The organism is Lysinibacillus sp. A4 (assembly GCF_024919535.1).
GTDB classification, from domain to species: Bacteria; Bacillota; Bacilli; order Bacillales_A; family Planococcaceae; genus Lysinibacillus; species Lysinibacillus capsici.
Genome location: NZ_JANWTB010000009.1, coordinates 146,515 through 161,387 on the forward strand (window position 1 = coordinate 146,515; position 14,873 = coordinate 161,387).

General features: G+C 38.3%; 12 protein-coding genes. 10 read left to right on the top strand and 2 right to left on the bottom strand.

Annotated elements, in window-relative coordinates; translation table 11 throughout:
• Positions 1-266 precede the first annotated feature (266 nt).
• Together NY607_RS18160 and NY607_RS18165 are read right to left on the bottom strand one after the other, a co-directional pair.
• Complete coding sequence (locus NY607_RS18160) at positions 267-1,913, bottom strand: alkaline phosphatase (protein WP_131521150.1); 1,647 nt, start codon at positions 1,911-1,913, stop codon at positions 267-269.
• 148 nt (positions 1,914-2,061) lie between these two features.
• Positions 2,062-3,309 (bottom strand): transglutaminase domain-containing protein, encoded by a 1,248-nt coding sequence (locus NY607_RS18165; RefSeq protein WP_259420094.1) that lies wholly within the window; start codon positions 3,307-3,309, stop codon positions 2,062-2,064.
• Positions 3,310-3,515: 206 nt separating this feature from the next.
• On the opposite strand from NY607_RS18165, the gene secG reads away from it, so the two are divergent.
• The 10 genes from secG (at position 3,516) to NY607_RS18215 (ending at position 14,870) form a co-directional block, all read left to right on the top strand.
• On the top strand, positions 3,516-3,743 hold the full coding sequence (secG, locus tag NY607_RS18170) for a preprotein translocase subunit SecG (RefSeq protein ID WP_004228101.1): 228 nt from the start codon (positions 3,516-3,518) through the stop codon (positions 3,741-3,743).
• Positions 3,744-3,931: 188 nt separating this feature from the next.
• Complete coding sequence (locus NY607_RS18175; RefSeq protein ID WP_004228103.1) at positions 3,932-4,678, top strand: alpha/beta hydrolase; 747 nt, start codon at positions 3,932-3,934, stop codon at positions 4,676-4,678.
• Positions 4,679-4,716: 38 nt separating this feature from the next.
• The gene (gene rnr, locus NY607_RS18180) at positions 4,717-7,188 is read left to right on the top strand and encodes a ribonuclease R (protein ID WP_048390899.1); all 2,472 of its coding nucleotides are present in this window, start codon (positions 4,717-4,719) and stop codon (positions 7,186-7,188) included.
• Between the two features lie 71 nt (positions 7,189-7,259).
• Positions 7,260-7,724, top strand: coding sequence for an SsrA-binding protein SmpB (smpB, locus tag NY607_RS18185; RefSeq protein WP_259420095.1), 465 nt, complete (start codon positions 7,260-7,262; stop codon positions 7,722-7,724).
• Between the two features lie 236 nt (positions 7,725-7,960).
• Positions 7,961-9,376 carry an FAD-binding oxidoreductase gene (locus NY607_RS18190; protein ID WP_237898644.1) on the top strand — a complete coding sequence of 472 codons (1,416 nt, stop codon included), beginning with the start codon at positions 7,961-7,963 and terminating at the stop codon, positions 9,374-9,376.
• Positions 9,363-10,703, top strand: a complete 1,341-nt coding sequence (locus NY607_RS18195) for a (Fe-S)-binding protein (protein ID WP_259420096.1) — start codon at positions 9,363-9,365, stop codon at positions 10,701-10,703. The genes NY607_RS18190 and NY607_RS18195 overlap by 14 nt, the downstream gene beginning before the upstream one ends.
• Before the next feature lie 45 nt (positions 10,704-10,748).
• On the top strand, positions 10,749-11,849 hold the full coding sequence (locus tag NY607_RS18200; RefSeq protein WP_193767376.1) for a CdaR family transcriptional regulator: 1,101 nt from the start codon (positions 10,749-10,751) through the stop codon (positions 11,847-11,849).
• 164 nt (positions 11,850-12,013) lie between these two features.
• Entirely contained in the window at positions 12,014-13,039 is a 1,026-nt protein-coding gene (locus NY607_RS18205) for a DctP family TRAP transporter solute-binding subunit (RefSeq protein ID WP_131521154.1), read from the top strand.
• Between the two features lie 11 nt (positions 13,040-13,050).
• Positions 13,051-13,548, top strand: coding sequence for a TRAP transporter small permease (locus NY607_RS18210; protein ID WP_131521155.1), 498 nt, complete (start codon positions 13,051-13,053; stop codon positions 13,546-13,548).
• On the top strand, positions 13,545-14,870 hold the full coding sequence (locus NY607_RS18215; RefSeq protein WP_259420097.1) for a TRAP transporter large permease: 1,326 nt from the start codon (positions 13,545-13,547) through the stop codon (positions 14,868-14,870). Before NY607_RS18210 ends, NY607_RS18215 begins: the two co-directional genes overlap by 4 nt.
• Positions 14,871-14,873: the final 3 nt, after the last annotated feature.

Genomic DNA, 14,873 nt, shown 5'->3' on the forward strand with positions numbered 1-14,873 from the left:
TGAAAAAAAGTATAGGATTAAACTTTCAAAAAAATAGTAATTTACTAGTTAAAAATCCTTACCTTATGTTTTTAACACTGATTTGACGGAATGTGGAGAAAAATGTTGCTGAATTAAGATGAATTCAGTAAATCATAAGATTAATTTAAGGTAAATTTAAGGTTTTGGGGGAATATGTAGAGTTTACAAATTATTGGCTGGTTTACTTATGTAAAAAAAGCACGAACATAAGGGAATAATCTCAACTTATGTTCGTGCTATTATTTTTATTTCACTTCATTAATAACTTTTTTAGATACATAAAATTCAGAGCCATTGTAGACATTGATTGTATCAAATGTATGAGTCTTTGCCGTGTTTGAGGAAGTTTGTTCATACGTCATCGTGTTTTTGTTGACTGGAATTTTCACTGTGATATCTGCTTTTTGTGCAATAAATGTTGGGTTTTCTTTATCCGATAAGTCAATTTTTGTTGTAAATCCTTTTTCCGTAAATGCCTTCGTTGCAGGCACATATAAATCATTTGTTAATGTGTTTAAGTCAAAGCCCATAAAGCGTGCCATTGTATGGGCTAAATCAGTGTTTTCTACTAATCCTGTCAATTTAGAAGGACCAAATGAATATAAGAATACATCTTCCCCCGTATGACCACCTGTTGTATAACCAATGTTTGCACGATTGGCTAGCATTTTTACCATTTCATTGCCTAAGTCTTTAGCAGACTGTAATGTTTTAAGCTCGTCCTCCGTTAATGAATCTAAGCCATAAAGAGCAGCGACCTCAACTAAATTAGAGCGATCTTCTTTTAGTTGGCTTAAAGCTCCTTCAATGGTCATTGTAGCTTTTTTTAACGGGTCGATGTAGGCAGAAACTGGAATGCTGGAATAGGTACTAGTAGTGTTAGCGTTCCCCATCGTAATGCCACTATTTCCATGATCAGTTACTGCGATGACTAAAGTATTACCATCTTCCTTCGCAAAATCAACCGCTTCTTTCACTGCATCATCGAATGATAAAATATCGCTAATGATACCAATAGTATCATTGGCATGTGCAGCCCAGTCAACCTTACTACCTTCTACAAAGAGGAAGAAGCCATCCTCATCCTTTTTCAGCGTATTGATTGCTTTATTTGTCATTTCAGCAAGTGTAGGCTCAGATGCTCTTGTTTTAGCACGATCTAAATCATAAGCAAGTGCACTTGGCGCAAAGCTTCCCCAAATTTTTGAGGATTGACTGTTAAATAGCTCATCGCGCGTTTTAACGAGATCATAATTTTTTTCATTCAAAACCTTGATTAAATCCTCGCCATCTTGACGAGCATTTTTCGATGTGCCTGGTGATAGTGATTCCAGACCACCGCCTAAGACAACATCAATATTTTGATAAACCTGCTGCTCTGCTATATCCCCATATTGACTTCTATTGTTGACATGGGCAGAAAAACCAGCAGGTGTAGCATGTTGAATTTCGGAAGTAGAAATTAATCCAGTGGCCATACCTTGCTGCTTAGCTCCTTCTAGCACATTGGCTACAGGTCGGAAGGCATCTTCCTTAGCGATTTGGGCTAATCCAGGGGAGTTGATCACAGAGGGCAGCACACCTATATATTTATCGTTCGATTTATGCCCAGTTGCTAATGCTGTCGCAGCTGGTGCAGAATCAGTAATGGCAGATTCAGCAGAATATGTGCGCATAGCACCCGATAAAATTTCATCCATTGCTAGGCTTTCACCTTTATACCAGCGAGAAAGAGTGACAGCATTATTACTGCTACCATCCATCACAAGCATAATGACATTCGTCGGTTTCTTTACTTCGGCTGCATGTACCTCTTGCTGTGGGATACTAACTGCGGATAAAGTCACTGCACTTGCTAAGAACAATGAAGTCCATTTTTTTGCGTATTTCATGATTTTCCTCCTTTAGGTGAATTCAATTGTAAGTGTAAAGGAATGGTGTAAAGCTAGCGTTAAAGGTTTGTTAATGGAATATGGTAATTATGTAAATATTGGGGAAGGAAAGAATCTGTGTAAAAGTCACACAGATTCTTTTGGGGCATTATAAATTTTCCTGATGTTGTGCGCCATCAATTGTTTCATAATATAAAATGTCTTCTTCAATGTACAAGTTGAGGACTTCATCTTCAAGCAAGACTTCTTCCGAACCGTCCTGGACATTTATTTTTGTTAAATAACCAGCATTGTCATAGTCACTGCAATAAATGGAATCATCATAAGTAGCTAAATAATAGCATGCCGTTTCTGTAATTTGATTGTTTTCATTTGTGTCTAAATTATAAGAATAGACCATATTATCATTGATACTATTATAATAAATCACATCGTCCACAGTATTGGCATACCACATATCATGCATAAAATTATAATTGTTATTTGTAGCAGTAAAATAATTTTCATTTACCCATAAATGATCTTGTCTTAGTTTTTCATCACTGACTAAAAAGTATTCATAGGAAATCGCATAAGGCTCCGCTGAATCCACGTCATTCCACGTTGTATCAAGATGATACCAATTGCCATCGATACTGACTAAATTCCAAGCATGCAGCTGATCCTCACTATAGCCATATACGTATTTCGCTTCTACATCTGAAGCTAATAGTAGGCGATAAGCTAGTAGAGCATAGGCTTGACATACCGCAGTTTCCTCGTCTATCAGCTCAAAAACCGTCTGTCCCTCAGTAGAGCCTTGTTCTGTATAAGTGGCTAACTGTACGACCGTATCATTAATGATTTTAGCACGTTCAAAATCTGTCATATCTGTCGTAATATACTGGTCAGCAAAAGCCTCTACATATTGATCGACCTTTTGCTCCTTTTTGGCATCTGTTAAGTAATCAATCGACAACTCTACCAAATAGCCATTATCTATTTCCCAAGCCGTCCATTCATAAGTAAGAAAATAACCAGCTGTATAGGGATCGACGAAGGAAAGCAGGCTATTTAAGTCATTCAGCTGCACCTCAAAATCTTCGAAGTTTAGCTTCCCAGTATAAGGGACTTCAAAGTGCTGTTCAAACTTTGCTACTTGTTTTTCAACTTTTTTAGTGAATTGTAGTAAGGCAGGATCATCCTTAAATAATGAGGTTGAGAAAAGATCATTAGGTGAAAAAGAGGCAGATAGCGCTTTACTTTCTGGTTTCTTCATATCATTCTCTGTATCTTCTGCTAAGGTTGTAGTTGTTACATCCTCTTCCTCAAGAAGTAGGTCAATGGCCTTTGAGCATGCCGTAAGAAAGGGAATCATGCAGCATAGTACTAGCAGCGCTGTTATTTTTTTATTCATTTTCCCACCCTCCAAAAAAAGTTCATTTTTGCCATTATAATTTAATTTATTGGGAGTGACATCCACAAATAGTAGCATAAGTCGACAAGGGTGGAAGTATGAGGCGGAGAATTTCCAGCAAAACATAAAGCGAAGTTTGTCATCACAACCTTTTTTTGTTATAATGTAGTCTGTTGTGATGTTTCAAAGTTCGGGAGGTGCAGTGAATGCATACAGTAGTATTAGTTTCATTAGTTATCGTATCATTGGCGTTAATCGTTGTGGTATTACTTCAATCTAGTAAAAGTGCAGGCTTATCAGGTGCCATCTCGGGTGGAGCTGAGCAACTATTTGGAAAGCAAAAAGCACGTGGTATGGATTTAATCCTTCACCGTGCAACAATTGTGTTAGCTATAGTGTTCTTTTTATTAGCAATCGCTATTACAAAAATCTAATAGTTGAAGATATATCGCCTAACCGAATTGGTTGGGCGTTTTCTTTTATCATAGTTAAATGGTAATTTCTCTCTCAGTAGTAAAAAATGAATTGTAACACAATAACCAATGTCATCTGCTAGGCATCATCGAGATGACGAGAATGGGTATAGTATGTATAAGTGTTTTAGAATGAAGGAGTGCTTACAGTGAACAAATCATTATCACAGCCATTTTTCTTTCAGGCAGGACCTCGTGCTGTTTTATTATTACACGGCTTCACAGGAAGCTCTGCAGACGTACGAATGCTTGGTAGATTTTTAGAGAAAAAAGGGTATACTACATTAGCACCTCACTATAAAGGTCACGGTGTGGAACCAGAAGAACTAATCACAACAGGTCCAGCAGACTGGTGGCAGGATGTTATTGCCGCCTACAAACAGTTACAGGATGCTGGCTATCAGGAAATAGCCGTTGCTGGCCTTTCATTAGGCGGTGTTATGGCATTAAACGTTGCATTAAATAATCCTGTTAAAGGCATTGTGACAATGTGTGCCCCTATGACAATGCGTACAACCGACGTTATGTTTGAGGGTGTTTTGAAATATGCAAGGGACTATAAAAAGTTCCAAGGGAAACAGGAAGAACAAATTGAAGCTGAAGTTGCAAGCATTGCTGACAAAGGCATGCCATCTCTCCAGCAGCTACGAGAATTTATAGCTCGCACTCGTCAAGAAATTGACATGATTTACGCGCCTATTTTCGTCGTACAAGCTACAAATGATGAAGTAATAGAGACAGAATCTGCCAACATTATATATAATCAAACTGAGTCACTTGAAAAGCACATCAAGTGGTATGAAAACTCAAAACATGTTATTACATTAGATCAAGAAAAAGATCAATTACATGAGGACATTTATCGCTTTTTAGAAAGCCTAAATTGGGCACAATAAATAATAAATAGGATTTTCTCATGAAGGAGGGAATATGTATGAAAGATCAAAAGGATACACTACAAAGTCGTTTACTCGATTTTTTCAGCAAAGATGATTATAAACCACTAACCGTCGGTGAAATCGAGGATGAATTCGGCTTTGAGGATGCGGAGGAGTTCAAGGAGCTTGTGAAAACACTTGTCCGCATGGAGGGGCAAGGCTTAGTTGTACGCTCTCGCTCCAATCGCTATGGCCTACCAGAGCGTATGAATTTACTAAGAGGTAAATTTATCGGACATGCGAAGGGCTTTGGCTTCGTGACACCTGATGTCGAGGGCATGGATGATGTGTTCATTCCGCCGCATGAAATTAACGGTGCCATTAACGGAGACATCGTTCTGATTCGTGTTTTAAAGGAATCATTTGGTGATCGACGTGAGGGTACGGTAACAAAGGTTGTCGAGCGTGGTCAAACAAGCTTTGTCGGCACATTCCAAGCTAACCGTGGCTTCGGCTTTGTTGTTCTAGACGATAAAAAGCTACCAATGGATATCTTTATTGCCAAAGGAGATACATTAGGAGCTGTCGATGGACATAAAGTTGTTGTTGAGGTAGCAACATGGCCAGAGGATTTAAAATCTGCTACAGGCTATATTACAAAAATTTTAGGGCATAAAAATGATCCAGGTGTGGATATTTTATCCATTTTGTATAAGCATGACATTCCACCTGAATTCCCAGATGAAGTCATTGCTGCGGCACAGCGTGTGCCAGATGAAATTACCGAGGCCGATTTAGTAGGGCGTCGTGATTTACGTCATGAAACGATTGTGACAATTGATGGTGCAGATGCAAAGGATTTAGATGATGCCGTAACCGTAACGAAAAATGTAGATGGAACGTATAAACTTGGCGTACATATTGCAGACGTAAGTTATTATGTAACGCAAGGCTCGGTCATTGACATTGAAGCTTATGATCGTGCGACAAGTGTTTATTTAACAGACCGTGTCATTCCAATGATTCCACATCGTTTATCAAACGGCATTTGTTCATTAAATCCACAGGTTGACCGTTTAACACTCTCCTGTGAAATGATTATTGATGCGAATGGTAATGTGGTTGCACATGAAATTTTCCAAAGCGTCATTAAAACGACTGAACGTATGACATATAAGGACGTTTACAAGATTTTAGAGGAGCAGGATGAGGCATTAATTGAACGCTATGAGCCACTTGTTCCAATGTTTAAAAACATGGCTGAGCTGTCTGGTATTTTACGCCGTAAACGCGAAATGCGAGGAGCTATTGACTTTGACTTCAAAGAATCTAAGGTGATCGTAAACGAAGAAGGATGGCCAGTGGATATTGAATTACGTGAACGAACAGTAGCGGAGAAATTAATTGAAGATTTCATGCTAGCTGCCAATGAAACAGTGGCAGAGCACTTCCACTGGATGAATGTACCGTTTCTATACCGTATTCACGAAGATCCAAAGCCTGAAAAGCTTCAACGCTTCTTTGAATTTGTCACGAACTTCGGTATTTTAATTAAAGGTACTGGTAATACCGTTCATCCTAAGGCATTACAGGATGTTTTGAAGGCTATTGAAGGGATGCCAGAGGAGCCTGTTATCTCTACGATGCTCCTACGTTCAATGCAGCAGGCGAAGTACTACCCTGAAAGTCTTGGACACTTTGGCTTATCAACGGATTTCTATACACACTTCACATCACCAATTCGTCGTTATCCTGACTTAGTTGTACACCGTTTAATTCGTACGTATTTAATTAACAAGGATACATCGAGAGAAACCATTGCACAGTGGAGTATGGCGATGGATGAAATTGCTGACCACACGTCTGAGCGTGAACGTCGTGCTGTTGATGCAGAACGTGATACAGACGCACTGAAAAAAGCACAATATATGTCCGACAAAATTGGCGAAGAATTCGAAGGGATTGTTTCATCCATTACAAACTTCGGTATTTTCGTGGAGCTACCAAACACCATCGAAGGACTTGTCCATATTAGCAATATGACTGATGATTACTACCGCTTCGATGATCGTCAAATGATTATGATCGGGGAACGAACGAATCGCCAATTCCGTATTGGGGATGAAGTGACAGTTCGTGTAGCAAATGTCATTATTGAGGAGTCATCCATTGACTTTGAAATCGTTGGAATGGTAACTTCATATGGACGAACACGCAAAGCAGCACCAACTGTTATTCATGCACGTAAAAATTACAGCGATAACAAAGGTGGACGCAGTCGCCGAAGCACACGCAGTGATGAGGAAAAAGGCGGACGTGGTGGCAATCGTAGAGGCGGTCGTCAAGAGGATGACCGTGGAACTCGTAGCTCATCAAAGCAAGGTGAACGACGCGAAAGTGACCGTGATCCACGTGGACGCCGCAAAGATGACTCAAGCCCAGGTCCTAAAAAACGCGTGAAGCAAAAGCAAAAGTTCTATGAGGGCATTGCCAAAAAAGGCAAAAAGAAAAAAACAAAACGTAAATAAGCCTAAGTGAAAGTATTCATTGAAAGGGTGCTTTCGCTTAAGCTCAACCTTTTAAGTAGAGGGTGAAAGATATGGCAAAAGGTTCTGGTAAAGTATTAGCACAAAACAAAAAAGCAGGCCACGACTACTTCATCGAAGAAACAATCGAAGCAGGCATGGTCCTAACAGGTACAGAAATCAAATCCATCCGTGCAGGTAAAGTCCAACTGAAAGACTCCTTTGTCCGCGTCCGCAATGGTGAGGCATGGATCAACAATATGCACGTTAGCGCCTTTGAACAAGGCAACCGTTTCAATCACGATCCACTACGCACCCGAAAGCTGCTGCTCCACAAAAAGCAAATCGGCGAGCTAGTCGATGCCGTAAAACGTGACGGCTACACAATCGTTCCATTGAAAATGTACATCAAGGATGGCTATGCCAAGCTCCTTATCGGCATTGGTAAAGGGAAAAAAGATTACGATAAGCGTAGCGACATGCGCAAAAAAGAAGCCAAACGCGAGATGGAACGTGCCTTCAAGGAACGCCAGCGTTAAAAAGGCTGATGAGAAAGCAGGCAAGTGCCACTTTCTCATCAGCCTTTTATATTTTATGGAAGAATAGTATAAATTTTGAAGTTGATTGGAATTTGTCCGATAACTTCTATTTTTTTGGTCTTATAACACAAAAAAAATTAAAATTTATTACACTTTTTTATCTTACAAGACATATGTTTAGAAAATTCTAACAATTAAAATTGTAGTAATAAATATCTCATTTCGAGGTGAGTCTTATGAATAAAACAGTTATCGAAAAAATTACGCATATTGTTGGTGAAAAATACATTAAAAACTCAACTGCACAGCTTTTAGCATATTCCTATGATGCAACGGCAAATTTTCAGCGCTTACCTGATCTTGTCATTTCACCAGGGAATGCAGAGGAAATTGCTGAGGTAATTAAAGTATGTAATGAATATAGAATTTCAATTATTCCGCGAGGCTCTGGAACAAATCTTGCAGCAGGAACGGTGCCTTACGATGGGGGCGTAGTGATTTTATTTAATAGAATGGATCAAATTTTAAATTTCGATAAGGAAAATTTAACGATTACAGTCCAGCCTGGCATTATATCTGAGAATCTTTGTACATTCGTCGAAGCACATGGTTTATTTTACCCTCCTGATCCAAGCTCCATGAGAATTTCTACGATTGGTGGCAATGTTAGTGAAAACTCAGGTGGCTTGCGTGGCTTAAAATATGGTGTAACAAAGGATTATGTCAAAGGTCTACAAGTTGTTTTACCAAACGGGGATATTTTAGAAACAGGTGGCAAACTAGCAAAGGACGTAGCGGGCTATGACCTCACATCATTATTTGTTGGAGCAGAGGGAACATTGGGTGTCGTAACAGCGATTACTTTAAAGCTTATTCCGTTGCCCCAATATAAAATGACGAGCATCGCATACTTTGAATCCTTAGAGGATGCAGCAAGAACAGTCTCTAGTATTATTGCCAATAAAATCATTCCCGTAACGCTAGAATTTCTTGATAAAAAAACAATTAGCGCCGTCGAGCAATATATGAAAATTGGACTCTCAACAGATGTAGAAGCAATGCTATTACTTGAGCAGGATGGTGAAATGCATCAAGTAGAACAAGATGTCAAAGAAATGGTACGAATCGCTGAAGAAAATGGAGCTCTCTTTACGCAAATTGCAAAAGATGCACAGGAAGCGGAGCAAATTAAAACAGCAAGACGTGTCGCTTTATCAGCATTAGCAAAATTAAAACCGACAGTTATTTTAGAGGATGCCACAGTACCACGATCAGAGCTGGCCAAAATGGTGATGAGAATTAATGATATATCCGAAAAGTACAATGTCAATATTGCCACATTTGGTCATGCAGGGGATGGAAATTTGCATCCTACATGTTTAACAGACTTGCGAGATGAAGTGGAGATGCACCGTGTGGAAGCGGCATTTTCGGAAATTTTTGAGGCAGCACTGTCGCTAGGTGGCACGATTACAGGGGAGCACGGTGTAGGTGAAATGAAAGCACCTTATTTAGAATGGAAAATTGGTCCTATTGGTATCAATGTAATGAAAAACATTAAGCAAACTTTCGATCCTAACCATATTATGAATCCTGGCAAAGTCTTTGCTAAAGAAACGAAGAAAAGAGTGGTGGTACATGGTGGTAACTAACGTACAACAGCAAATGCAGCAATCCTTCCAGACACATGTCGATGAAAATCTATTGCTCGACTGTATGAGATGTGGCTTCTGTTTGCCAAGCTGTCCGACCTATCTTCACATGGAGCAGGATGAGGCACAATCACCACGTGGACGCATTGCCTTAATGAAGGCAGTACGTGACGGGATTGTACCTTTCGATGCATCTGTAGAACAATCATTCGATTTATGTTTAGGATGTCGCGCATGTGAGCCGGCATGTCCAGCTGGTGTACAGTATGGTGCTTTAATCGAGCAAACCCGTGAAGCCGTACAAGAAGTGAAGCAATCTTCCTTCGTAGAAAAAACAACAAGAAAAATTGTTTTCAATCATCTTTTCGTCAAGCAAAAAAATATGGAGCATGCAGTTAGTCTAGTGCATCTTTATCAAAAAACAGGTCTACAAAAAGCTGTACGGAAAATTGGCTTTTTAAATTTATTCCCAAAGCATTTAAAAACAATGGAGGCATCTTTACCACCCGTAGCTAAAAAGGTACAGCCACTAAAGAAGGTAAAAACAGCTTCGATGAAGGTGGCCTTTTTTACAGGCTGTCTAATGGATACACTTTATAAGGAAACAAATGAAAAAACGGTGTCCTTGCTACAAATGCTTGGTGTTGATGTCGTTATTCCAGATAATCAAAGTTGCTGCGGGGCTCTCCATGGGCATAGTGGGGAGCTAAAGCGTGGTAAGCAAAACTTAATTCGTAATGTAGAGCTATTTGATTCAGATGATTATACCTATATTGTTAATAACGCAGGTGGTTGTGGTGCTTTCTTAAAGGAATATGAAAAGCACTTACAGAGTGATGAACGCTATCGTGAAAAAGCAGTTCGATTTTCAACGAAGACAATTGATATTTCAAGTCTGCTTGTCAAAGCTGGGCTACTGGATTATTTAGCAACCTTGCCACAACAAGTAAACAAGACTCTTGTAACCTATCAGGACTCCTGCCATTTACGCAATGTTAATAAAATCTTCAATGAGCCAAGAATGATTTTACAGGCCCTACCGAATGTGCACTTTAAAGAGCTGCCAAATGCCAATACATGTTGTGGTTCAGCAGGAATATATAATTTATTGCAGCCTGCATCAGCAGATAATATTTTAACTACAAAAATGGCTACGATTAAGGCGCTACAGCCTACAGTGATTGTCACAGCCAATCCTGGTTGCTTGCTGCAAATTCAATCTGGTATCCATAAAGAAAATCTAGAAGCAAGCATGCAAGCCGCACATATTGTTGATTTTATCTACAAGAGCATAGAAAACTGTAGTAAAATAGCTAAAATATACTAAATTTTCGGCATAATCAGTATATTAATCTTTATGGGGGGTGGCACAATGTTTGATTTGCAAATAATTGGCACAAAAATTGTAAGAGAGCTTGGTGAGTTAATTGATCAAAATGTTGTTGTAATCGATCATAATGGATTTATTATTGCCAGCACAGACATGTCGAGGATGAATCAATTTCATGAGGGTGCTTTAATAGCCATGAAAAACAAAGAAGTCATGCATATGACGAAGGAACTGTCGGTTCAATTGAAGGGTGTGCGGGAGGGTCTTGTCATGCCATTAGTTATTGAAGATACATCAATCGGAGTAATTGGTGTTACTGGACAACCTGTGGAAATAGAAAAATACGGGAAGCTTGTTCAGAAAATTACACAGTTTTTTGTGGAAGATTTTTTAATGCACCGTAAAAAAGAACGAGAGACTAAAATGTTTGAGCTCTTCCTGCTAGATTTATTAAATGGTCAGGTAAATCAATTGTTGCTAGAGCAACGAGCAGAAATGTTAAATATTGATACAGAGCTCTACAATCGAATTATTATAATTCAATTGAATAGGAGAATCGATGAGAAGGGGGTGGATTATTTGCGTGCAATTCAAATAATCCATCCTCAATTACATATTTTTCAATGGAGCTTTGATAAGTTAGTACTGCTTGTCCCAAACATAACGCGTATTCATTTAGAGCAAACACTTCATTCATTTAACCGCAAACTTATCAAGCTTTATGATGAAGATATATTTATAGGTGTCGGCAACTCACACTCCTTCTTTGAGCTAAATGAATCCTATAATGAAGCAAATATAGCGTTAACGGTTGCTATAGAAAATAGACAAATAGTATTTGAAGAGGATTTGAAATTAGAGTTACTATTGTCCGACCTTGATGAACAAAAGGTTGGCCATTTCATCGGCAGAACAATTGGCTCTTTAATAGAGGAAGAAGAACTAATATACAATCTAGAAATGTGGCTAAAAAGTAAAGGGGGCTTACAGGAAATTGCTGATGCCCTTCATATTCATAAAAATACATTAAAATATCGCTTGAAAAAAATAGAAAAGCTTTTAAAGATCGATATTAATAATAATGAAAATAAATTGGAATTAATGATTGCTATTTTGCTGTTTCGAAAAAGAAAAAGCGTTTAATGAAATACTTAAAATGCTGTTATTTGTATGTTTTTTATTTATTAGAGACAAAAATCACTCAATTATCATGTAACTTTTTATCCCCTAGGAATATATATTTAGATTTTTCGGAATTATAAAATAATTATAGAATCTAATATAAAAAGAGTAGGGGGATATATTTTATGAGGAAATTTTTAAAAGGGAGAAATCTTCTCTTGGCTATGCTCTTGATTGTATCAGCAATACTAGCTGCCTGTGGTGGTAGCAGTAGCGGGGATGCTGATGATAAAGAAAAGTCATATAAATTAAAAATGTCTGTCACAGTATCAGATTCATCAACATGGTATGAGGCAGCAAAAAAACTGGCAGATGATATGGATAAAGAAACAGATGGTCGCATTAAAATTGAAGTATTTACGAATGAACAATTATCTGGGGGAGATTCGGGTAAGGCTGTTGAAGGCTTAGCAAAGGGTTCAATCGATTTAACATTTAACTCTACGATTATTTATTCGATTTTAGATCAACGTTTTGGTGTGACAAGTGCACCTTTTTTACTTAAGGATCATTCAGAGGTAGATAAAGTGTTTAATGGAGAAGGGGGAGAAAAGCTTAAAGAACTTTTAGCTGAAAAGGGTGTACAAGCTTTAGGCTATGGAGAAAATGGTTTCCGTCAAATAACGAATAGTAAGCGTGAAATTAAGCTACCAGAAGATTTAAATGGATTAAAGATTCGTATACCTGGTATTACCATGTACACAGATTTATACCGTTCATTAGGAACAGATCCTGCAACAATGACATTCTCAGAAGTGTTTACAGCATTGCAGCAAGGAACGATTGATGGGCAAGAAAATCCTATTGATGTTATTGCTTCGTCAAAGCTTGACGAAGTTCAGGATTACTTAACATTGTGGAACTATTCATATGATCCATTAGTGTTAGGTATGAATAAAAAGCTCTATGATTCTTTAAGTGATGCAGACCGTGAATTATTTGATCGCCTGGGTAAAGAGGCAGCTGCATATCAAGTGAAAATTGCACGTGAAAAAGAAGCGTCACAAATTGAAGATTTGAAAGCTAAAGGAATGAATGTTTATACCCCAACAGATGCAGAATTGGAAGCGTTTAAAAAAGCTGTTCAGCCTATTTATGATAAATACACAGATATTTGGGGAGAAGATTTACTGAAAGCGTTTACGCCATAAGGGGGAAACATATGAAATTCTTAGACTACTTTGAAGAGATTATATTAAGCGTTACATTTGCAGCGATTACATTTATAACATTTGTAAACATTGTTTCTCGTAATTTAGTCAACTTATCCCTTTCTTTTACAGAAGAAATCACAGTTAATTTGTTAGTATTGCTTACATTTGTTGGTACAGCATTAGGTGTGCGGAGATACGCACACCTTGGTTTTACCTTATTGTTCGATAAAGGGAACAAGCTGACAAAAAAGGCGATTGTTATTATTTCATCAGTAGCGAGTGGTGTATTGTTTGCAGTATTACTTTATTACGGCATTGATATGGTATTGTTCCAAATGCAGATTAATCAAACAACACCAGCCTTAGGGATGCCGCAGTGGATTTTATCTTCGGCATTACCACTAGGTGCATTACTGTGCTTAATTCGTACAGTTCAAGCAATGGTTGAAGAGTATAAAGCAGTGAGTAATGAAGGGAATGGAGCGAAAGGGGATGAGCTCGTATGATAGCATTATTACTTTTTGGCACCTTTATATTGCTCGTATTTTTAAGGGTACCAATCGCTGCTTCCTTAGCGGTAGCCTCAATGGTAGTCCTATTTACATCACAAGGACTATCTGGTTTTGAGGCACTAACAGATATTATGTATACGAGCGTGGCAAAGTTTACGCTATTAGCGATTCCATTCTTTATTTTAGCTGGTGTCATTATGGACCATATCGGAATTTCTAAGCGTTTAATCGACTTTGCACAAACATTAGTAGGACATCGTAAAGGTGGGATTGTACTTGTAACGGTATTAGTAGCGATTTTCTTCGCTGCTATTTCAGGGTCTGGTCCAGCCACAGTTGCTGCAATTGGAGGTATTCTCATTCCAGCAATGGTGAAAAACGGCTACCGTAAAGAAACTGCTGGTGGATTAGTGGCGAGTGCGGGTGCGATAGGTATTATTATTCCCCCATCGATTGCCTTCATTATTTTTGCAGTAGTAGCAGGAGATCAAATCCCAATTACAATTAACCGTCTTTTTATGGCAGGGGTTATACCAGGTATTTTAGTAGGTATCGGTTTATTTATTGCTGGGATGTATGTCCGCAAACGTGATATTCAAAAGGGTATTTTTAATGACTCTGTGGAAGCAACTAAGCAAAAAAGTACAGGAAAAGAACGTTGGGATGCATTTATAAAGGCACTACCAGGATTAATGATTCCTGTCATTATCTTAGGTGGTATCTATGGAGGGTTTTTCACACCAACAGAAGCGGCAGTTATTGCGGTTGTATATGGACTAATTGTCGGACTGTTCATTCATCGAAAAGGCTACATAAAAATGATGTATCGTATTTTTATTGAGTCGGCGTTACAAACAGCTGTTGTAATGATTATCGTAAGTGCCGCCTCTGTCTTTGCCTATATTGTCACAACAGAGCAAATCGCCTCTACTATTTCAAATACGGTTTTAGGTTTAACAGAGAATAAAATCATTATTTTACTACTCGTAAATATTATTTTATTAATTGCGGGTGCATTTATTGATGCCATTTCTGCGTTTTATATATTCGTCCCGATATTGCTTCCAATTATGTTAATGCTCGATGTAGACCCAGCTGTATTTGGCGTGTTTATGACAATTAACTTAGCAATCGGCTTATTTACACCACCTGTTGGCTTGAATTTATATGTTGCAGCAAGTATGTCAAAGGCTAATATCATTCAAATTTCCAAAGGGGTGGTCCCGTTTATTGTTGCTTCGGTTATCGTTTTATTACTTGTAACCTATATACCTTCTCTATCAACATTTTTACCAGATTTATTAAATATTAAATAGCAA